This is a genomic window from Fodinibius sediminis (assembly GCF_900182555.1).
In the GTDB taxonomy this organism is placed as follows: Bacteria; Bacteroidota; Rhodothermia; order Balneolales; family Balneolaceae; genus Fodinibius; species Fodinibius sediminis.
Map to the genome: position 1 here is coordinate 63,636 of NZ_FXTH01000004.1, position 21,974 is coordinate 85,609.

15 protein-coding genes are annotated in these 21,974 nt (G+C 52.2%); 8 read left to right on the plus strand and 7 right to left on the minus strand.

Annotation, left to right across the window (positions count from 1 at the left end):
* Positions 1-43 precede the first annotated feature (43 nt).
* Together rsmI and lnt are read left to right on the plus strand one after the other, a co-directional pair.
* Complete coding sequence (gene rsmI / locus FN808_RS05560) at positions 44-727, plus strand: 16S rRNA (cytidine(1402)-2'-O)-methyltransferase (RefSeq protein WP_142713568.1); 684 nt, start codon at positions 44-46, stop codon at positions 725-727.
* Positions 724-2,313 carry an apolipoprotein N-acyltransferase gene (gene lnt / locus FN808_RS05565; RefSeq protein WP_142713569.1) on the plus strand — a complete coding sequence of 530 codons (1,590 nt, stop codon included), beginning with the start codon at positions 724-726 and terminating at the stop codon, positions 2,311-2,313. The genes rsmI and lnt overlap by 4 nt, the downstream gene beginning before the upstream one ends.
* Here the strand turns inward: lnt and sov are convergent.
* Positions 2,297-9,388 (minus strand): T9SS outer membrane translocon Sov/SprA, encoded by a 7,092-nt coding sequence (gene sov, locus FN808_RS05570; protein ID WP_185958268.1) that lies wholly within the window; start codon positions 9,386-9,388, stop codon positions 2,297-2,299. The two genes, lnt and sov, sit on opposite strands and share 17 nt — an antisense overlap.
* Positions 9,389-9,719: 331 nt before the next feature.
* Between sov and FN808_RS05575 the strand changes: the two genes are divergently transcribed.
* On the plus strand, positions 9,720-11,159 hold the full coding sequence (locus tag FN808_RS05575) for an LptF/LptG family permease (RefSeq protein ID WP_142713571.1): 1,440 nt from the start codon (positions 9,720-9,722) through the stop codon (positions 11,157-11,159).
* Entirely contained in the window at positions 11,152-12,234 is a 1,083-nt protein-coding gene (locus tag FN808_RS05580; protein ID WP_142713572.1) for an LptF/LptG family permease, read from the plus strand. The genes FN808_RS05575 and FN808_RS05580 overlap by 8 nt, the downstream gene beginning before the upstream one ends.
* Positions 12,235-12,255: 21 nt before the next feature.
* Here the strand turns inward: FN808_RS05580 and guaB are convergent, their stop codons facing one another.
* Positions 12,256-13,734, minus strand: a complete 1,479-nt coding sequence (guaB, locus tag FN808_RS05585) for an IMP dehydrogenase (protein WP_142713573.1) — start codon at positions 13,732-13,734, stop codon at positions 12,256-12,258.
* Between the two features lie 156 nt (positions 13,735-13,890).
* Positions 13,891-14,220, minus strand: coding sequence for a hypothetical protein (locus FN808_RS05590; protein ID WP_142713574.1), 330 nt, complete (start codon positions 14,218-14,220; stop codon positions 13,891-13,893).
* Positions 14,221-14,435: 215 nt separating this feature from the next.
* Between FN808_RS05590 and FN808_RS05595 the strand changes: the two genes are divergently transcribed.
* A complete protein-coding gene (locus FN808_RS05595; protein ID WP_142713575.1) occupies positions 14,436-14,726 on the plus strand; it encodes a hypothetical protein in 291 nt (96 codons plus the stop codon).
* Between the two features lie 7 nt (positions 14,727-14,733).
* Here the strand turns inward: FN808_RS05595 and folD are convergent, their stop codons facing one another.
* The 4 genes from folD to FN808_RS05615 form a co-directional block, all read right to left on the minus strand.
* The gene (gene folD / locus FN808_RS05600; protein ID WP_142713576.1) at positions 14,734-15,627 is read right to left on the minus strand and encodes a bifunctional methylenetetrahydrofolate dehydrogenase/methenyltetrahydrofolate cyclohydrolase FolD; all 894 of its coding nucleotides are present in this window, start codon (positions 15,625-15,627) and stop codon (positions 14,734-14,736) included.
* Between the two features lie 77 nt (positions 15,628-15,704).
* Positions 15,705-17,078 (minus strand): sigma-54-dependent transcriptional regulator, encoded by a 1,374-nt coding sequence (locus FN808_RS05605; protein ID WP_142713577.1) that lies wholly within the window; start codon positions 17,076-17,078, stop codon positions 15,705-15,707.
* 5 nt (positions 17,079-17,083) lie between these two features.
* A complete protein-coding gene (dacB, locus tag FN808_RS05610; RefSeq protein ID WP_185958269.1) occupies positions 17,084-18,481 on the minus strand; it encodes a D-alanyl-D-alanine carboxypeptidase/D-alanyl-D-alanine endopeptidase in 1,398 nt (465 codons plus the stop codon).
* A gap of 97 nt (positions 18,482-18,578) precedes the next feature.
* On the minus strand, positions 18,579-19,049 hold the full coding sequence (locus FN808_RS05615) for a PTS sugar transporter subunit IIA (protein WP_142713579.1): 471 nt from the start codon (positions 19,047-19,049) through the stop codon (positions 18,579-18,581).
* A 157-nt stretch (positions 19,050-19,206) separates the two neighbouring features.
* Between FN808_RS05615 and FN808_RS05620 the strand changes: the two genes are divergently transcribed.
* From FN808_RS05620 to dapF, 3 genes are read left to right on the plus strand one after another with little or no spacing between them, the layout of a single operon-like run.
* Entirely contained in the window at positions 19,207-19,875 is a 669-nt protein-coding gene (locus FN808_RS05620) for a heme exporter protein CcmB (RefSeq protein ID WP_142713580.1), read from the plus strand.
* Positions 19,872-21,095: a DNA polymerase III subunit gene (locus tag FN808_RS05625; RefSeq protein ID WP_142713581.1), complete on the plus strand. Its 1,224-nt coding sequence runs from the start codon at positions 19,872-19,874 to the stop codon at positions 21,093-21,095. The genes FN808_RS05620 and FN808_RS05625 overlap by 4 nt, the downstream gene beginning before the upstream one ends.
* Positions 21,092-21,934: a diaminopimelate epimerase gene (dapF, locus tag FN808_RS05630; RefSeq protein WP_246068285.1), complete on the plus strand. Its 843-nt coding sequence runs from the start codon at positions 21,092-21,094 to the stop codon at positions 21,932-21,934. The genes FN808_RS05625 and dapF overlap by 4 nt, the downstream gene beginning before the upstream one ends.
* Positions 21,935-21,974 lie beyond the last annotated feature (40 nt).

A 21,974-nucleotide genomic window follows, 5' to 3' on the forward strand; every position in this document is an offset into this window, starting at 1 on the left:
GGATAGTCGCCCCCTGACCTCCAAATCAAGTTTATTTTTCGTTTTGAGCACCCTCTACATTGTTGCAACCCCTATTGGAAATCTAAAAGACATTTCAGAACGAGCGGCTGAAGTGCTGGAATCGGTTTCCTATATCGCCTGTGAAGACACTCGCACCTCGGGTGTACTGCTCAACCACCTGGGCATCAACACGCCCACTTTTGCCTTTCACCAGCACAACGAACATCAAAAGGTCAACCACCTGATAAATATTCTGGATGCCCGCCAGCAGGTCGCCCTCATTTCGGATGCAGGCATGCCCGGCATTTCCGATCCCGGCTTTCTGGCGGTTCGCGCCGCACACCAGGCCGGCCATTCGGTTTCCGTGATCCCGGGGCCCGATGCAGCCACGACGGCCCTGGTGGCCAGCGGCCTGCCCTGCGACAAATATGTATTCGAAGGGTTCCTCCCCCCCAGGAAAGGGCGCCAGAAACAGCTCAAGAGGCTGATCGAAGAAGAACGAAGTGTGGTGCTCTACGAGAGTCCCCACCGGTTGATAAAACTATTGACAGAGCTCCGAAATTATATGGGCGATCAGCGCATGATTGCTGTCTGCCGGGAACTGACTAAGAAGTTTGAAGAGATCATTCGCGGTTCTGTGAAATCCGTATACGACCGCTTTGAACTGCGAGACGAGATCAAAGGAGAAATTGTCGTTGTCATCGCACCAAAAGACTACAGCGAATGAACCAGGCATTCACATACCTCTGGAACAGCAAAGGTACACTAACCCTCGCCGCCGGACTTCTGCTGGGGCTAAGCTACCCGCCCTTTCCCCTTCCCTTGCTAATCTTCCCGGCCTTTTTATGCATCTTCCGAATTGTTGACCTGTCGACCTCTGCCCGGGACGCGGCATTCTGGGTGTATCCCGGCTTTGTTGTCTGGAACCTCATCGCCACCTACTGGCTGATGCTTGCAACGCTGGCGGGCGGTGTGGCCGCTATTCTGGCAAATTCTGCGGTTATGACACTGCCGGTGATGCTGCAGTACAAATTCCAGCGGTCCGGGCTCTCACCGTGGCTTACGGCCCTCCTCCAGACCGCCAGCTGGATAAGTTTTGAATACCTTCACCACCACTGGGACCTGTCCTGGCCCTGGCTTACGGCAGCCAATGCCTGGGCGAACGTACCTGGACTCGTGCAGTATATTTCCATCACCGGGTACTGGGGTATCTCTTTCTGGATACTGTTCACTGCCGGCCTGGCTTACCAGGCGATGCGACATAGCAGCAGGCTGCTTGCCACCGGTTCCGGCATTGCGTTTTCGGCCTTTCCCCTGCTCTCCCTGGCCATGCTCTGGACTGCGCCGGCCCCCGACGCCACAACGACGCACGAGGTGGTCGTGGTACAACCCAATTTTGATTCCTACCATCCCTATGGCGGTCATGCCTCAGCCGCCCGTGCCAACGATCACCTGCTGAGACTCAGCGATTCCCTGCACACCGACGACACCCGGCTCATCGTCTGGCCGGAAAATGCCATCCAGGCAGACGTCTCCAACCGTGAAAGCTTCGGCGGCACGTCCGGTCCAACCAGGCAGCTGCTCTCCCGGAAAGTGAAAGAATGGGGAGCCACCCTCATCACGGGCTCAACCTATTATAAATTCTATCCTTCCGGGCAGGCCCCCGAGCTCACCTATGGGGGGAGCAATCAGCAGCCCTACCTGCCCTTCAATGCCGCCCTTGGTTTTCAACCGGATCGGCCGCTGGAGGTCTACCGCAAGCACAACCTGGTACCCATCGTAGAACGGATCCCATTCGTTCACTTCCTGGAGGCCATAGATATCTTCGGCTGGGTCAACTGGCATCACATACAGGGGTATGGCAAGGGAGAGCAGGCCAACCAGTTTTCCATCCGTGAATCAAGAACGCCGGCCCTGATCTGTTACGACTCAGTTTATCCAAGCTGGATCCGCAATTTTGTACAGCAGGAGGCAGGCTATCTCACCATCATCACCAACGACGGGTGGTGGGGCAATACCAGCGGGCACTCGCAACATTTTGCCTATGCCCGGCTGCGCGCGATCGAATTCGATCGCTGGATTGTACGCAGTGCCAACAACGGCATATCCGGCATCATCGCCCCCGATGGATCGGTCAAAGTGGAAACGGACTATGGCAAGACCACTGCCTTCCGTTATGAGGTGCCGGTGCTCCGGAGCCAGACGCTTTATGCGCGCTTCGGCGACTGGCTGCCTGCGGGATTACTGCTGTTTCTATTGGGCGGATTCCTGTACCTCACGCTGCTGAAGGGGGCTGTCAGTCCGACCGAATAGATACGACAACATTAAACCGGAGGTCATGGTCCGTACGGGCATATATATTCGACGACTTGGGGATTAAACGGCTGAAGGCATACTCGAAATTAGCCTGTATCGTCTGTGAAAACTGGTATCCTATCACGGCTGATCCGTTGATTCGTGATTGTCCCCCGGTAAAGCTTCGCGAAAAGTCATACTGATCGAGGTCCTGTCCAAAATCACCTGTGCCTCCTTCCAGGGCATTGCCCAGATCGGAATCAAGCACATATTTTTTCTCTTCATCCTCAATGTAGCTTCCGTTGATCGTAAAGTCTACTGCGTTCTCAATGCGGGAAAATAAAGGAATCTTGAAATCCCGCAACGTATAGGCAAAGGTAAAGCGTAGCCCGCGGGATAGCCGTTCAATGACCGTGGAGTTGGAGAGGGCCAGGCTGGCCAGCTTGCTGTATTCATACTGCAGGCTGGAACGCAAATTGGATTCCCAAGTGATATTCAACCCCAGCAGAGGACTGAATCGTTGTTCAATATTGACGGTGTTGGCTTCATATTCCGGTCGCCTGTTTTGGATCGTATAATTTCCCAGCGAAATATCGGGAAGCAGATCCCGGTTGGCGTTATATACCCAGCCCAGGCGGTACAGACCAGTGTACGTATGCGTGACCGAAGCACGGGTCATGCTGTTGCCTATCAGAGGAAAAAAGGATTCCAGCCCCGACCAGGTCAGGCGCCATCCCGGAAGCGGAAAGGGCGTAAAGTTACGATCCCCTACCGCCTTGCTTCCTATACCCAGGTACGCCTTGCGGAAGTCGGCCTGCAGCGAACGCTTGCCCAGTACCGACTGCCCATCCCGGTTACCTGTTTCATCGGAAATGACCCTGCTTTGAGCGTTGATGTCCTCAAAGGCGGTTTGCAGCTGTTCACGGAAAAAAGTGCCGTATCCGGCCCCGAATGCCCAAATACTCGAACTGATACGCCCGCTTTCCGTGCGTACGGTGTTAAAACTTTCATCGGGATTCAGTGTTATCGACTGGGTATTGGTTTTGTTCCACTGCGTATTCCAGGTGAAATCGATGCTGAGATTCTCAAATGGGCGGAACTGAGCCCCGATCGTGAGGTCATCGGACAGGTTACGGTTGGAGGGCAGCTGAATACTGCTGTTGCCCGGGTTGTCAATCAGCCGCGAGAACCCAATGCGGTCGCTGAAACCAGTACGATACGAAAAGGGCGGCGAAAACCCGCGATCTGAAGGGCTTACCATATGGAATAGCTGCGAATTACCGGCATAGCCGCTCTGCATAGAACTTTTGGAAATACTGAATGTAACATCGATCGACTGTATGCTGAGCAGGGCCTGCAGTCCTTTCTCAGCGACAGACCGCAGCTCGCTGTTACGGTCCGCTGTGGAAGTGTCCGCCTTCCCGGTATCACGGGCGGGATAACCGGGGTCATCTCCGGTCAGATTTCGGTACCAGGGCATCCGCTCCAGCAGGTTCTGAAGATCAAAATCCACTGACTGATTCAGAGACAGATTATTGGAGAGGTTCGCCCCCAGCTCCGAGCCGGCAGGACTATTCCGCCACTGGTACCCGCCCCCGTAATTGGCCGAGTAGCTTGCCCAGTCGATAGCGCTTATGCGGTTAAAATTCGGTTGCCAGCCGGCAGTATAAGCTTCCTGGTAATTGCTCCTGCGCGAAGATAAAGAGTCAAAAACCAGATCCTGCAGCACGTCAAAACTGGGACGCAAAACATACCGGGCCGAATCCGTAACCGAAGGCATATGATCCACACCGGCCCGTGAAAGGTCAAACACCGTTCGTGTCTGAAAGGTGGTCTTGATAGAGGGCGTAAGATTATAGCCAAGCCCGAATTCGGTATCATAGGTAAAGCTGTGCGACTGCTGCAGCGTATTTTCAAGTCGTCCGGTGAGTGACCGCCGCAGCTGCTCGGTATATTCGCGGTCGATGCCGAAGGAAGCATTGACAGAAGCCGGCGTATAACCGAACTTGATGCCCGCCAGCGGGTGTAGCAGCGGTACTTCGCCCAGAAAATCAAAAGGTCTGAACAGGCGGGTGCTCCTGAAGTTCATATTGTACCGGAGCGATCCGCTGTAGTTCCAGTTGTCCTGCCGGCTGTATTGCGGATTTCTTCGATCGGTCGTATTATACACGTAGTTGAACGTCGTATTATCCAGGGTATATTTTGCCAGGTTGGACTGGGACCGCGTTTTTGTGACGTTGGACATGTTCACGGAATAACTCTCCACGGCAGTCTGGCTCTCAAAGATCTGCTGGCTGATCAGTCGCTCTTTCTGCATATCCGTCAGTTCAGATCGGGATTGCACTGCATTCTTGAAGTCTGTCAACCGGATATCGCCCTGGTTTGGCAGATAACGCGGCGTGGAATTCGATTGCCTGGTCGAAAAGGTAACTGGGATATTCCAGCCATAGCGGGCAGGCAGGAATTTATGCATGTTAACGGTGGAGTTTACATCGTAGGCAAGGACGTCCGACAACCTGCGCTGGCCCAGCCTGGAGTTCAGGGCACCGAAGCCATCCGTCTCGCGATTTAAATTGGCGTTGACGGAGGCAAAATCCGCCACCTGTATCTCCGCCTTTGCATTTGCCGCCCATCCCGACTGGTTATCAAAGCCCGACACGCGCAGTTCATTCACCCAGAACTGCCCGTTCAGCAAAGGAACCCCGCCTCCCGACGGGTTCTGAGGGTTAAAGGGATTCTGGATGCCTATTCCTATTTCACCGACGCGGTCCAGCGACGGATTGCCCTTTATAGCAATCACCGCCCCGGGAGGGGCCTCGGTGAGAATATCAGCCCGCTCGTAGCGGTCCGAGGGATTACCCTCCTGCTGGTTACGCAGCTGCTTGAGCTCATTGAAAGCCCGCAATAATATATTCATGCTGTTTTCTTCATACAGCCAGACTTCCTCCGCCTCCCGGTACAGCACTCCACTGCTCAGTTCACTCGACGGCTTCTGGCTGTAGGGATAGTCGGGGTCCGACGGCGAAATGGGCTGTCGGTATTCATAATAGTTGTTGGTCAGATCGGTCCCGTACCGAACCACCAGCTCGGCATCGCCCCGATGGTCATAGCCCTCGCCGTGCACATACATCCGCACGTTTGAATAATGAATCATGTTAAGCCCGCCGGGGTACACCCGTTTCATCATCTTCAGCTCACCGGGCCCCAGGTTCTGAATACCCATGGCGATGGACTGCTCATTCGCAATGGTCTGGCGCTGGCGCCCACGGTTCGTCGCGCGAATGGCCCCCTCCGGCTGGCGATAGGGTATTGGACGTCGCTGGCTATTCTCTTCAATATTTACAGATGAGATATCCAGCTCTCCCTGTACCGGTCCCTGCTCCTGATCAACATTATCGGCGTTGCGCCACTGGCTCCCCACCAGTTCAAAGGTAGCAAACCGAAGGGTAAACGGTTTTTCATAGCCCGAGAGCCAAAGCCTGATGTACGACACATTCTGGAAATTTTCGATATTCCCCACCTTGCGAATCCAGTCTTCAAGCGGAATCCGTACCTGGTACCAGCGTTCGTGCTGATTGGGCCCGTCAATCTTATCTACGATGTATCCGCCCGCGGCTCCAACCTCCGCCTCATCAACAGTTGCAGGGTTCCAGTCAACCTCATACTGAAAATAAGCATTGTTCTGCTCAACGATGGAGGGCGTAATCAAGCCCTCGGTATCCGGCCTGTTGGTCACCGCCTGCTTGTCGCCGGTATTGGGCGGAGTATTCCCGTCGTGATAGCCGTACATGCGATGGAAACGTTCGTTCAGGGGCCTTCCGTCGAGCTCACGCTCGCCGTAAAATACATAGTCATCATTGGAGGGATCTGCCTCAATGGCGTCGAATGCAGAACTTCCTTCCCCGTACGTGCCGCTCATGGCGTCCAGGAAGTTGGCAAAGAGAGTCTGTTCATTCTTGTTGTCAATACCTTCAGTATTTGGCGCTCCGTCGAGCCCCACATCCTCCAGCGCCCTTCGCTCATTCGAGAACTGTCCCTCCGGGGGAGGCGGTGGAACAGGAATATAGGAACGGGGATCATTGCTGATGTTATCCTGTTGCAAGTCATTCGGCCGCCGGACTAATCCATCCTCGGTGTTCGTTTTAAAATTGGGAATCACATCTTCGGAAACCACGCCCACATCAACATAGATGGTCCCTTCATAATCCTCCAAGTCCTGTACCGTGGGGGCCCGCCCTCCCGGTAATACGGATTGCACCCAGAATTCTAAAAATTCTATATTGTTCTGGGTGAGATCCTCCTGCCCCGCGGGAAGGGTGGTCGTCATTCCCCCCCAGGTTCGCTCTGGCTCGTCCTGAAGAATATTCCGCAAATCCCTGTTGTAGTTGTAAGGCCCACGTTCGGTGGGATCATAATAGAGATCCAGGGTGCGAATGAAGTTTTCTTCCGTCAGTACATCCCTGTTCGGGAAGACGTCCGTAACCTTTACCCGCTGTGACTCAGGGGTACGCTCTACTCCCTCCAGGATATCCTCGATATTCTGGGGAATGGTATACCAGGCAAAGGTACTGCGCAGGTCGGAGCGCGCAATCTTGTCCGTAATCGTGTTTGACGGGCTGGCCGGAGCGTTTTCGGTGAAGTAGACCTCGTCAGCTTCATAGCCCGGCACCGCGGCCGGGGCCGAAGCGAGGTTCCACTGCGATGGATTCATAAAACTGAGACCTATTTCCGAGCCTTCAAAATCGTCAATGAACGAAAGTCCCCGTTCCTCATCCCTGAACAGCCGGTTATCACTGATGGCATCGTTTACGGCAGCAGTCCGGGAGACCCCCGGTCGAAGCTGTGCAAATTCCCCGTTCAGCCGAATAGCCGAAGGTTCCTTGGTTTGCAGCAGAGGAACACGGTCAACGAGGCGTGTCAGCCAGGGGAGGTCAAAATAAGCGTTTGCATCCAGCCCGAGAACCGCGTTACTGACCGGTTCATTCCCAATGCGTATTTTATCCTGCAGGGGCTTCTCTTTCAGCTTGAAATAGGTAGTTCCGATGTTAAAATTATCCAGGATATTATACTCGGCACGCAGGCCGGTGAAATTTTTCTGCCCGATCTGGGCCAGCTGGTTATTTTCATATTCAATCTTTATCTGCTGCCCACGCTGCAGGTACCGCTCATTCAGTATGGTAATGCTCCCGATAGAGTAATCCACGGCATAGTCGGTGCCCTCCTGGAGTTCCTGCCCGTTGGCAAAGACCCTGACAGATCCCTCGACCAGCGAGTAGCCGAGGCTGTAGCTGGCCGACAGGGCGCCCTTGGCTTGTCCTTCGATAAGATAGAAATTGTTTTTGGAATTCTGGCTGGCATTCTCTTTGCGTTCGGCATACAGTTCTTCAAAGGCTATGGATCCAATCTCCGGGGGAGACAGCCCGCTTTCACTCAGGAGCTCCTCAATACGGTTGCCGAACGGCTGCAGATAGGGAAAGAGGATCCTGCCTGTACCGGGGTCCAGAACGCTGGTGCTGAAGTCAATCCTGTTATCGGGGTTTAGCGCTCCCTGCTGATCCACCCGGTCGAGTCCCAGATCCTGCAACAGGATGGAACTGCGGGAGGGCAGGGAACTGCTCGGAATATTCTGTTCGGTATACTTCACATCCAGTTCAAGCCCGTCGGGGGTCAGGTTGGAAGCCCCTATCGCATAGATATTTTTCATCATAAGGTCCCACAGGGGGTTGGTCGTTGTCACCGTTTGCGGACGAATGAGCTTCAGGTAGATACGGTTCCCCCCACCGGGGCTCACATCACCGATACTCACGGTTTGACCGGTCTGTGGATTGACATACTTGAAAGAGATGGCTAGTGCCTGTCGTGAGCCAAGGTTACGTTTGAGCGAGATATAGCCCAGGTAGCGATTGAGTTCGTAGTCGACCCCTTCCTGCAGGGGAATAAAATAGCCTTCTACAAAGGAAGCGGGATCCACCCCGAAATCGCCGGCGGAAACGCCCAGGGAGGGATCCCTGTACTGATCCAGCAGCCCCTGCGAAAAGATGTCTTCCTGTTCACTGGGAGCGGAGAAACTGCTGTCCGCATTTTGTACCACGCCGAGGTCGCTGAGGGCGATAGCCTGACGTTCCCCTTCCACCGACTGCGAGGTTTCCCGGAGGGCCCATACGTTGACTTCTGTCAGCTGAAGGGCCTGTCCGAGCTGCTGGGGATTGGAAACATTCTCTTCAAACTGCTGACGGGTATAAAAGTCCATGAAAAAGTGACGGTCATCCTCGTAATCCACCGGCCGGATAGCCAGCTCTTTCTCCTGGGCTCCACCGGTAATGGTTTCTGTTCGCTCCTCTCCTTCCTGCTGAGAGAGCACCGAGGTGAGTTTGAGTGATCCCAGTTGCACGATCGACTTGACTCCGAAGAGAGCGCTTCCGCCCCGGATGAGGGAGTTACCCGTCTGCATCGACACATTCCCCATTTCCAGGTGCTGCAGAATTTCATCTTCGTATCCTTCATATCGTATATTGACGCGGTTCATAAAATCGAACGCCCGCTCAGTATCCCAGTCGGTCTGGATGGAAAGCTTGTCGCCGATGGTACCCTGAATGTTCAGCTGCAGACTCTGCTCGAAGGTGGGATCAATTTGTCGCTGCCGGTCCGGCGGGATGCTGGGGTTCTCGGTTTTCTGTATGGAGGCTCCCACATTCAAGTTGGCCGTTCCGTTGATGCGCAGGTTCACCTCCGGTTTCCCGAAAATGGTCGTAAACGTCGATTCCTCCCCACCCGGCACGTCGACCCTGAAATCCAGCAGCCCGGCCTCTGACGCTTCAGCCTCCCGCTCACGAATCAGCATATCCCAGTTCTGCTGTATGGAATACTGCTTGTACCGCTCGGCATAATCCCTGAAATCCATGACCAGCGGTGAAGCCAGCGGCATCTGAAACAGCAGCCGCTGGCTTCGGTAGGTCCCCATGGAGTCGCGCTGAATATAAATCTGCTCTTCAGGCAACCGGACATAGAAGAGGCGGGGCCGGTGCTGCTCAAAAGGATAGGAAATGGGCGCGGGCGGGAACAGACGCGGCAGGGTATCCTTAACAGCCGGCATCACCGGCGGGCCAGCTTCCCTCTCCTGGCAAAAGCCCGCAGGCATGCTTGCAAAGCAAAAAAGGAACAGCGCTGTACAGAATATTTCTGCGTTAAGCCTCACGTATAGTTTTCAATATATTTCTGTTGAACCGTCAAAAAAACTTGTAACGCTATGCTATACGCAGCCCCCTTTCAGCAATTTATGAGTAACAGTGTCCGTTGATACGAATGATAAATGTTAAACTTTTTTCCTGAAAGTAGAAACCACCGTACCTGAATTGGGACATCATCCTATTTTGTAAAGATGGAGTATAGGCGTAATTTAAGGCTTGTTCAATAGAATTCATCCTATGCGATTATTACCCAATAAACTACAACTTGATGTCCTGAAGCGGCATGTCGGGCCTTTTGTGTTTTGTTTCTTCACACTGATGTTCTTGCTGCTGATGCAGTTTCTGATCCTGTATATCGACATGCTGGTTGGCAAAGGACTGCCCATGGGTATCATTATCGAACTGATAATTACGAACCTGGCTTCCATGGTGGTCCTGGCAGTGCCCATGGCTGTGCTGGTATCCTGCCTGATGGCTTTCGGAAAGATCACTGAGCTTAACGAACTGGCTGCCCTCAAAGCGGCGGGCGTCAATCCCATCCACCTGGTAAACCCGGTGCTGGTGGTCGGGGTTCTCCTTTCCGTCTTCCTGGTCTGGTTTTCCAATGATGTACTGCCCGATGCCAACCAGCGGGCCCGTTCCCTGTTTATTGATATCCGTCTCAAAAAGCCCGGCTTTGACCTTAAACCGGGCGAGTTCTACGACGGTATTGACGGCTATACCTTCCTGGTCAAGGATATGACAAACGAGTCGGATTCCCTGCGTGATGTAACGATTTACCAGCAGCCCAATAATAACCGGAAAGAAGCTTTTATTAAGGCCCAGAAGGGACATCTTGAGAGCCAGAACCAGGGACAGACGATGACGCTCTTTCTCGAGGATGGCTCGATCCTGCGCTACCTTGACCGCCGGAAGGACGGGAAGAAAATAACCGTGCTTGAAGAAACGGCTTTCGACCGGTACCGAATCAGCTTCGACCTCTCGGATCTCTCCTTCTCCCGGTCCAACCCGCAGGATCGCTCGCGCAATGACCGAACTATGAATATCCAGGCGATGCAGGCCCTCGTGGATTCCCTCAACAGGGAAGTCGCCGACCACAAGCAGCTGGTTCTTGACAATACAAATTATTTCGTCCCCACCACGGATAAAATTCCCGAGCAATCCAGCACTGCCCGGCGGTTCAGCAGTCAGGTCGACTCTCTGGCCACACCGTCGTACTCAAGCCAGTATATCGTTCTGAACAGTCTCGATTCTGAATCCCAGCAGCGTACCCTGCACGACATAACCCTCGCGAAGCTGCGCAGCTACCAGTCGCTGCTGGAAGAAGTGACCACTGATACCGAATGGCGCATTAATAAGATTGCCCGCTACATGGTAGAGATCCATAAAAAGTTTGCGATCCCCATGGCCTGTATCATCTTTGTTCTCCTGGGGGCTCCCATAGGAATGTTCACCAGGAGGGGGAATCTGGGGTATGCCGCTCTCATAGGCGCTGTATTCCTGACCTTTTACTGGATTTCCATCATCCAGGGAGAGAAATTGGCCGATCGGATGTTCATAAGTCCGGCCACCGGCATGTGGTATTCCAATGTCATCCTCGGACTCATCGGTCTATACCTGGTCATCCGAATATCGACATCGTTTAAATTCTCAAACCTCTGGCGCAATAGTGATTAAAAAGATTGACCGATATATCATCAGCCGGCTTTTCGGGATCACCCTTTTTATGCTGCTGATGCTCATCATCATATTCATTATTTTCGACTTTTCTGAAAACAGCGAAGATTTTACGGACAAGGGGGCTACCTTTGCTGAAATTTTCGGAGTCTATTATTTAAATTATATTCCTGAAATCATTCGGCTCATCATCCCCGTTGCGGTCTTTATCGCCTGCCTGTACCTGACGGGACAGATGACCGAACGACTCGAAATTATCGCTCTGAAGGCAGCCGGGGTCAGTCTGTACCGCCTGCTTGTGCCCTACCTTATCTTCGGCTTTATCATAACCGGCATCACCAGCTATATGGATGGCTTTGTGATCCCGGATGCCAATAAGAAGAGGATAGCCTTCGAGTCGGAATACCTGCAGGGTAAATCGGAAAAAGTGGACGGGAATCAGCTGTTTCGGCAAGAGTCGGACCAGACAATTTTCAAAATCGGATTTTACAATGCGGAAGAAAATATAGGTCACCGCATTGACGCCACGACTTTTGCCGGCGACAGCATTTCCCAGACCATGTATATTCAACGGATGATCTGGAGCGAAGAACAGCAGCTGTGGAAACTCGAAAATATTGACAAACGCATTATGACCCCCCGGGGCTATCAGCATGTTTATATCGACTCCATGGACACTACGCTCAATATTTACCCGCGGGATCTGGCACGCACAACCTCCGATATCTACCAGCTTACCTACCCCAAGGCACGCGATTATATCCAGTCTATAGAACGAAGTGGTGCTGGTAATGTGGAATCCCCCAAGGTGCAGCTATATGGCCGATATGCCTATCCTTTTTCTGTCATCGTAGTTATCATCGTTGGCTTTTCGCTGGCCTCTGTGCGCAGGAAAGGCGGGAAGGGCTTTTACATTGCGTCCGGGCTGGGCGTCAGTTTTCTCTACCTGGCCATGATGAAAGTCATCGAGCCTTTCGGGGGTACCGGAGATATCCCCCCCATTGTGGCCGCTCTTATCCCCCATCTCTTTTTTCTGCTCCTCGGTCTTGGCATATTATACAATGCCCGAAAATGAGCAGCAGCCTCATTTATTTTACTAGCTGACGGAATAATTGGGCGACTCTTTCGTAATCTGCACTGAATGCGGATGGCTTTCCTTGTAGGCGGCCGCCGAAATTTGTACAAATTCCGCTTTCTGCAGGTCATCGATCGTAGCGGCTCCCGCATAGCCCATGGCGGCCCGGAGTCCACCGACCATCTGATACACCACTTCACTGAGATACCCCTTGTAGGGCACGCGTCCCTCGATCCCCTCGGGCACCAGCTTATTGATGTTGTCTTCCACATCCTGGAAGTAACGGTCCTTGGATCCCTTCTCCATGGCCCCGATGCTTCCCATACCACGATACGATTTGTATTTGCGAGATTCATAAATGATGGTCTCACCCGGGCTCTCATCCACACCGGCAAACATAGAGCCCATCATCACGGCATCAGCACCACCCGCGATGGCTTTGGGGATGTCTCCCGTCTGCTTGATGCCGCCGTCGGCGATCAGCCCCACTCCCGCTTCCCGGGCAAAATCAGCCACTTCCATGACAGCACTGAGCTGTGGTACACCGACACCGGTCACAACCCTTGTGGTACATATGGATCCCGGTCCCACTCCTACCTTCAATACATCGGCACCGGCATCGGCCAGGGCCTTGGCCGCATTTCTGGTAGCGATATTCCCGGCGATCAGGTTCAGATCGGGATAAGCCTTCTTCACCTTCTTGACCATCTCCAGCACTCCGGCAGAATGTCCGTGAGCCGTATCAATAGTAATAATATCCACTCCTGATTTAACCAGCGCCTCCACGCGATCCAGCGTATCGGCCGTAACCCCAACCGCGGCTCCCACCCGCAGGCGACCCATATCGTCCTTGCAGGCATTGGGGAAGTTCATTTTCTTTTCAATATCCTTGAACGTAATAAGCCCCACGAGTTTCGAATTTTCATCGACGATGGGCAGCTTCTCCACTTTGTGTTTTTGCAAAAGCTTTTCGGCTTCCTCCAGGGTCGTCCCCTCGCGGGCCGTAATAAGGTTTTCGCTGGTCATGATGGTACTCAGCTTTTTGTCCACATAGTGTTCAAACCGTAGATCCCGGTTGGTCACAATACCGATCAGCGTGTTATCCTCTTCAACAATGGGAATCCCCCCGATCTTGTGCTTTTTCATCAGCGAACGCGCTTTCCGCACCGTCGATTTTTTTCCCAACGTTACCGGATCGACAATCATCCCACTTTCACTGCGCTTGACCATGCGAACCTGATCCGCCTGGTCTTCAATCGACATGTTTTTGTGCAGCATGGCGATGCCCCCCTCGCGGGCCAGTGCAATAGCCAGCCGATACTCGGAAACGGTATCCATGGCGGCGCTGATGACAGGCACATTGAGCGTGACATCATCGGTAAGGGCTATACTCGTGTCTGCATCGCGGGGAAGAGTCTGGGAAAAAGCCGGCACCAACAGTACATCATCATAAGTTAAGCCTTGCCGTGTAATCCGATCAAAAGGAGAGGAGTTTTGCATGATTGAAGGGGTCTGCAACTATTGGGATTCAGGTTTGGGCAAAGATAAAAAAAATGTGGACGACCTGCTTAACAGATTTGGAAAAAAATGCTAAAACGAGGTCGACCACACTCAGCTGCAGCCCAAGAGGCCCTCTCTTTTATTATACTCGCAGCGTTACAAACTTCGAACCCGCAGCGCCTGGACTGCTGTATCCAGGGAACAGATGCCATCACTGTAGCTGTTTACCCAGTGTACCACCCGCTGACGGCGACGGCCCACATGGGGATCGCAGCTGGAGTAATGCCCCTTCAACTCATCCACCATGGCGGATACATCCTCCTTGATTTCCATTTTAAGCATATCCGGAAGGTCGCCCCACCCCATCAGCTCGAACATCTGCTGCAACTGCCGGTGCTCTTCTTCAGCTTCTCTGAGGACTCTGCAAAGAACGGGCTCCAGGTTATTTACGGCTTGTTTTTTCGGTGTATTGACTGCTGCATTCATAACTGATTTCTCTGTTTAATTAATCTTCAATTCAAACATAATCAGCATGAGTGACAGCGTTATGTCACCCCTGTTTATATTCATTTCCCGGTTGTCATAAACGCCCTTATTCCTCGGTTTGCCATTTGCTGCTCGATACCTGTAACCGATACAGGGAACCCGGCCACCGCGCCCGGTGTTATCGGTACTGAGCCCTTTATAATCGGAGGTACGTCATGCTGACATTCTATAGAGCTGCGCAAGATACCTTTACGGAACGCATAGAACGGAAGATGAAAGAAATGGTTGTAGCTCACAGGCTCGTGTGTGCTGATCAGGGCGACCCCCTGCCGGAACATATAAAAAGGAAGGATCTTCCGGTTCTCAGCGACGGACATCAGGTATGGACCGCTCCGGGCGAAATCGAAGACGTTCTGGAAACCCTGCACCGGGAACTCAAGCTGAGTCAAAGCCTCCAGTCCGACACCTGTCACCTTGATCCGGATAAGCCGGATCAGTGTTTGTAATTACGCCCTATGACTCGGGATAGATAGACTTCTTGGCGGCCAACAGCGTGTTCTTCATCAGCATAGCCACGGTCATGGGACCTACGCCGCCGGGAACCGGAGTAATCCAGCTTGCCTTCTCTTTAACGCTTTCAAAGTGGCAGTCACCTACCAGGCTATACCCTTTTTCCCTGGTTTCGTCCGCCACACGGTTGATGCCCACATCGATAACGACAACGCCTTCCTTAACCATCTCTCCCCGGATCAAATTGGGCTGACCCGCAGCAACCACCAGAATATCGGCCGAGATGGTATGCGCAGTCAGATCCTTGGTGTACTTGTGGCAGATGGTGGTGGTAGCCTTTCCTCCCGCCTCTTCTTTTGAAAGCATGGTAGCGATGGGGCGTCCTACAATGTCGCTGGCGCCGACCACAACGGCATGTTTGCTCTTGGTGGGGATGCTGTAGTATTTGAACAGTTCGAATATGCCTGCCGGCGTACAGGAACGAAAGCTCGGCTGCCCGATCGTCAGGCGTCCGACATTCATCGGATGAAAGCCGTCAATATCTTTGCGATGATCAATCGCCTCGATCACATCGTGCGACGACAAATGCGAGGGCAGGGGAAGCTGCACCAGGATTCCGTCCACGGCATCATCCTGATTATACTGATGAATGGTCTTCTTCAGTTCCTTGGCCGAGACCGTATCCGGAAGCTGACGGGTATCGGTTTCAATCCCCACTTCTTTGCAGGCCCGTGTCTTGGCGCCAACATATACATTGGAAGCCGGGTCGTTGCCCACCAGGATGACCTGTAAAAAAGGGGGGCGATGACCGGCCTCTACCCACTCTTCAACATCCTCGCGAACCTCGTCTCTCGTTATTGCTGCTACTTTCTTACCATCAATAATTTTAGCGGACATATAGAAATATGATCTCTGTTTTCAATTCGTCTGTAACCGTGCTCGGCTGCACCCGGTAGCGGCATGAAGTGAAACCACTACCGTTCAATGTTATATTTTTTCATCTTGTTGTACATGTGGCTGCGCTGGATATCAATCGCTTCGGCTGTCTGGGAGATGTTCCAGTCATTTTCATCCAATTTTCGCAGCAAAAATAATCGTTCTGAGGCTTCTTTAAAACCCTGAAAAGTGCTGGAACTGTCAAGCAGGCTGTCAGCTCCCTGCGGCTTGCGGGTGCCTGTGAGCGTCAATTCATTGATATCCTGCTCCCGGATCGTAGCGTCTTCAGCCAGCAAGCCGAGCCGTTCAACCGCATTTTGCAGCTCCCTCACATTGCCCGACCACTGCTGTTTTTTTAATGCTTCGAGCGCCTCATCTGTAAAGGAGATACCGGAAAACATGATATCCTTTTCGGCAAGATGCTCGAGCCATCGCTTGGCCAGTGCCGGGATATCCTCGCGCCGCTCGCGCAGCGGGGGCACATGAATAGGAATCACATTCAGCCGATGATACAGATCTTCGCGGAACCCGCCGCTGTCAATCTCTTCGAGCAGATCCTTGTTGGTAGCTGCAATCACCCGTACATCCACAGCAATCTTCTCGGTTCCCCCCACGCGGATGATGGCATTCTCCTGCAGGGCCCGCAGCACCTTGGCCTGCGCTTTTGCACTCATATCCCCCACTTCATCCAAAAAGAGGGTGCCACCATCGGCTTGTTCAAACTTACCAATACGCTGGCTGCTGGCGCCGGTAAAAGCACCTTTCTCGTGCCCGAAAAGTTCACTTTCGAGCAAGTCGGCCGGAATAGCAGCGCAATTCACCTCCACAAACGCCTCGTTGCTGCGCTGGCTTTTCTCATGAATCCACCGGGCTACAAGCTCCTTGCCGGTTCCATTCTCGCCGGTTACCATGACCCTCGAATTTGTCTGGGCCACCTTGTCGATGGTTTCCTTGATCTTTTTGATGGCGCGGCTTTCACCAATAATTTCAGGTACCTGGGGCAGCCGGGAGCGCATGGTTTTGTTTTCTTCGGTCAGCCGGTGCTGATCAAGGGCATTGCGCACACTCACCAGCAGCCGGTTCAGGTCGGGGGGTTTCTGGATAAAATCAAAGGCTCCCTTCTTGGTCGCCTCCACCGCAATCTCAATATTTCCGTGCCCTGAAATCATGATAACCGGAAACTGATACTGCTCCTCCTTGAGCCTGGTGAGCACCTCCATGCCATCGATGCCCTTCATTTTGATATCCAGGAGCATAAGATCTACCGGCTCTTCAGCCAGTACCCCGAAGACCTGTTCCCCATTTTCTGCTTCCAGCACGCGATAATCCTCAAACTCGAGTATATCGCGAAGTGAATTGCGGATGCTTTCTTCATCATCCGTTACCAGTATTGTCAGTTTCCTATTCGACATTAAATTCAGTATTTGTAATAAATTTTCTGTACAATATCTTCCTGCAGCTCATCAATATAAGAAGTGGGCTCGGTATAATTGTTGGTCACGACACTTACTATCAGGGGCTGGCCCGATGCCGATTCCAGGTATCCACTCAAAGCACGCACTCCTGAAATATAACCCGTCTTTCCATACAATTTACCTTCGACAGGCGAATTCTTAAAGCGATATTCGAGCGTCCCGTCACGGCCCGCCACCGCCAGGCTTTGTTTATAGACCGCAAAGTGGGAATTGTTACGCATTTCGACCAGCAATTTGCTCAGTCCCTCGGTGGTAATCAGGGTGGAAGATGCCAGGCCCGATCCGTCGTTCATCTCCAGGTCCTCTACATCAATACCCATATCCATGGCAAAAGTTTCGATCAGGCTTAGCCCCAGCTCGGTGCTGCCCTGTGTGTTGTAGTGTTCGGCAGCAGCAGTCTTAAGCAACATCTCTGCATAGAAATTATTGCTTTCTTTATTCATTTCCTGCAGCAGCTTCCCAAGCGGAACGGACTGATGCTCTGCCAGGACGGTATACCGCGACCCCTCCCAACTTCGATTGTGACTCTCCACCATCATGGGCATCGAAAAGGTGATCTTGCCCTGTTCCAGATACTTTTCAAATGTATCTATAAAAAAGCGGGGCGCATCCAGAATCGACAGCGACTCCTTTTCAATATAATTCCTGGGCAGGGTACTCTCCAGCAGTATGGTGTTGGTGCCCATTATACGCTGGTACGACTCATCATATTCCGAATAGGACGGCGTAATGACCTGTTCATTGACAAAATCCACGTAATCGGTATCAAAGGGGAACCACTCGATATCCGGCTTCTCCCCGATATCATTCCGGGCATAGACACGCAGGTCGACGGCATTCTCGTTAAAGGAAAGGGCATTGATTTCAACACCGTAATAAAAGGTGAGATCTTCCCAGCTCCAGCCTTCCGGGTAGGTCTGCTGGTCAAAATAGGAATCGTTGCCAACCAGCGAACCGCGAATTTTGCGGATGCCCAGGGAATCAAGGGCCTGGTAGAATTTTTCAAATACATAAAAACGGTCTTCGTTGTAGAATTTTCCACTGATGGAAGGATCCCCGCTTCCACGTACAATAATATCGCCTTCCCAGGTGTCGCCCTCCTGCCTGCCCAGCCCATACAACTTGGTGGAATACCGGTAATCGGGCCCCAGTTCATTCAGTACCATGGCCGAGCTCAGCAATTTGAAGTTGGAAGCCGGCCGCACAATTTTGTTATAATTGTATCCCTCCAGGATCTTACCGGTAGAATCACGGACAATCACCGACCAGAAGGCATCAAAAGCCCGGCTGTTTTCAATTGTTTTCACAATTTCTGATGAAAAGGCAGTATCCTGAGCCATGACCCCCGTTTGCAGGCTCAAGAGCACTATTAACACAGTCAACGCTGTGCAGATCGTATGTTTAACAAACATAGAAATATGATTAATTAGAATTCAATCATCCGCTGAAAGAAAGCTGCTCCTCTTTTCTGAATTGTTCAATGATCTCTTCTGATGTCGTACATGCCTGGAGCCGCTGACGGAAATTACTGTCGTTCATCAGCCGCGAAATACGGCTCAGCATCTTAATATGCATGCTGTTGCTCGACTGCGGTCCCACCAGCAGAAAAACCATGTTGACCGGCTTGTCATCGACAGCATTGTAATCCACAGGTTCACTGAGCACCGCAAATGCAGCGTAAGTCTGCTCAATCACCGAGGTTTTGGCATGCGGTATAGCCAATCCCTTCCCTACCCCCGTAGACATAATATTTTCACGCTCGATAACCGCTTCCAAAATTTTCCCAGCTTCTTCGTCCGATACCTTTCCCTTCAGTGAAGCCACCATCTTGTCCAATATTTCAGCTTTGGTACTGGCTTCCAGATTGGGCAAAACAGTTTGGGTATCTAACAAGCTGAAAATATTCATGCGAAAAATGACTAAATTTATCTATTTCATATGCAGCCCAAATATACTCATCGTTTAGCTTCCGATACAACTCCATTAACCAGCTAATCTACAATAAATTTTGAGATCAGAGAAGGATCGACTTACTACTTCACTACATTTTTTGTAAACTTTGCTGATGAATTTTTTACAGGGAATTGCCGCCATATTGATCAAAGATCTGCAGACCGAGCTGCGCTCGCGCTATGCCATGAATACCGTGCTGGCGTTCGTAGGGGCTTCACTGCTGCTTATTCTATTCGCCCTGAATGCCGACCAACTGCCTTCCACGGCCCAGAGTGCCCTCGTCTGGATTGTCATTCTTTTTGCGGCCCTCTCCAGCCTCTCGCGCTCTTTTGTGATGGAGACGGACAAGCGAACGTTCAATCTGCTGCGCCTCCACAGCCGTGCGCCCGACGTTTTCCTGGGCAAACTGTGCTTCAACTACCTGTTTACCTTGTCCGTGAACGGCGCCACCTTCCTGGCCTACATTTTTTTGCTGGGAATAACCATTGCCGACCCCGGCGCTTTTTTGTTAGTTTTGATACTTGGAACAGCCGGCCTTGCAAGCGTAGCCACCATGCTTGGCGCCATTGTATCGCAAGCCGACCGCAAGGGAGCCATCTTCTCGGTGTTGAGTATTCCCTTGCTGTTTCCGCTGATACTCATTTTAGTGCAACTGACGGAAGCAGCGCTGATCAAGGGCCTTTCCGGGGACTATCTGAATGATTTCTGGGCCCTTATAGGTTATATTGGCACCACCATTACAGCCGGTATCTTACTTTTTGACTATATTTGGGAAGAATGACCACCACAGCATACAGCAATCTTAGTTTTGACTTTGGAGACCAGCGACTGGTCGGCCAGTCGTTTGCCCGCAAACAGATCAAACGCATTCTGCAATCGGGACGTATCAGTCATGCCTATCTGTTTTCAGGATCGCCCGGTATTGGAAAAAAAGCCTTCGCACTGGCTTTTGCAGAACTTATCAATGGCGTGGACAACCTGACCAGCCTCGGAGAGCAGGCCTTTTCAAAAAAATCATCCTGGTTTACCCATCCCGATATTCACGTTTTTTTGCCGGTTCCCAGCAGTGCCGTCAGGAATAAGAATATTGAAAAGGAATTGCGTCCCCGCCTCGAAATGCTGCGCGACGACCCGTACGAAGTCGTGGATTTCAGCCTGCGTCCATCGCTGACCGATGATGCCAGCTCCAAAAACCTGCAGGCATTCTATCCCATCGACTATTTTCGCGATCACATCCGGAAAGCAGCACGGCTAAAGCCCAATGAAGGACGCAAAACGATCATTATGCTAACCGACATTGAGCATATGCGCAAGGAAGCGGCAAACGCCTTTCTGAAGTTGCTGGAAGAACCCTCCGAAGACCTGATTTTTTTTCTTACTACCAGCCATACGGAAGCACTGCTTCCCACCATCCTATCACGCTGCCAGCATATCCAGCTTTCAGCCCTCAAGACCCGTGAAATAGAACAAGCCCTGATCACCTACGAGGGGCTGTCTGAAAAAGATGCCGCCTACCTGGCAAGGGTATCCGGCGGCAATTACGCCCTGACCCGGTTTTTTGATGTCGATCAGCTCAAGAGCCTCCGAAAAGAGATTGTGGATTACCTCCGGGCGGCTTATGTACAAGATGCCGTAAAAATTTCGGCGATGGCTCAGGACTGGCAAAGCAGGGAAAATATCGAAGGACAGATTGCTATCCTGAATGTGCTGGAAGTCTTCTTGCGAGATCTGCTGGTCTTCCGGGCCACCCAAAACAAGAGCCTCATTACCAACGCTGACCAGCTGGAGGTAATTCGCAACTTTTGTGAAACCCTCGGCCAGGCGCGCCTGCAGGATATGATTGAAGAGGTCAACCGGTGTAAGCCGATGATCTATCAATATGTGCAGGGAAAAATTATTTTTACTGTTCTGGCTTTCCGTTTTTCCAACCTCATGCGTGACCGGGACCTGCCAATTCCAGCCAGCGAACCCCACAACCATCTACCTGCTTTTTCTGAATGATGACAAACGATAACAGACAAACCATCCCCTTTACCAAAATGCAGGGTGCCGGCAATGATTTTGTGGTGGTAAATAACACGAAACAGCTGTTTTCACAGAACACGCTCATCGAGCTTACCCCCAAACTCTGTGACCGAAAATACGGCGTCGGCTCCGATGGCCTGCTGGCGCTGTGCCGCGCCGAACAGGACGAGGCGGACTATACAATGTTTTATCGCAACCCCGACGGAAGTGATGCCGGCATGTGCGGCAACGGCGCCCGGTGTATTGCCCTCTTCGCCCGGACCCTTGGTTTTGGCGAGGAGCATACCTTCAATGTCCATGACAGGCTCTACCGGGCAATTGTTACCGGTGACCATGAGGTGCGAATTTCCTTCCCCGTGGAAACATCTGTAAATGAGATCATGGTCAACAACCGGAAGATGTGGGAACTGAATACCGGTACCGAGCATGTTGTTGTCGCCGTTGACAGCGATACCCTTCAGCAAAAAGATCATCTGCGCGAAGACGGGGAAACGCTTCGCTACCATTCCGCCTTCCAGCCCAGGGGCACCAACGTAAATTTTATCAGCGGAATCCATGAAAGCAAACTCAGGCTGCAGACCTATGAACGCGGCGTCGAAAACCTTACGCTCGCCTGCGGAACAGGTGCAATAGCTTCGGCCCTGGCCTGGCATCACCTGGAGAAGCCGACTCGGCCCAGGCAGCCCTATGAGGTAATCACCGAGGGAGGCGTGCTGCGCATCTACTTTAAATACAATCCCCAGACGCTTACCTACTCCAACCTTGAACTGGAAGGACCGGCCCATTTTGTATTCGAAGGCTCCTATTTTATTTAGGCTACTGCTCTTCTTTATTTGGGGAGGCCTTGCAGGCTGC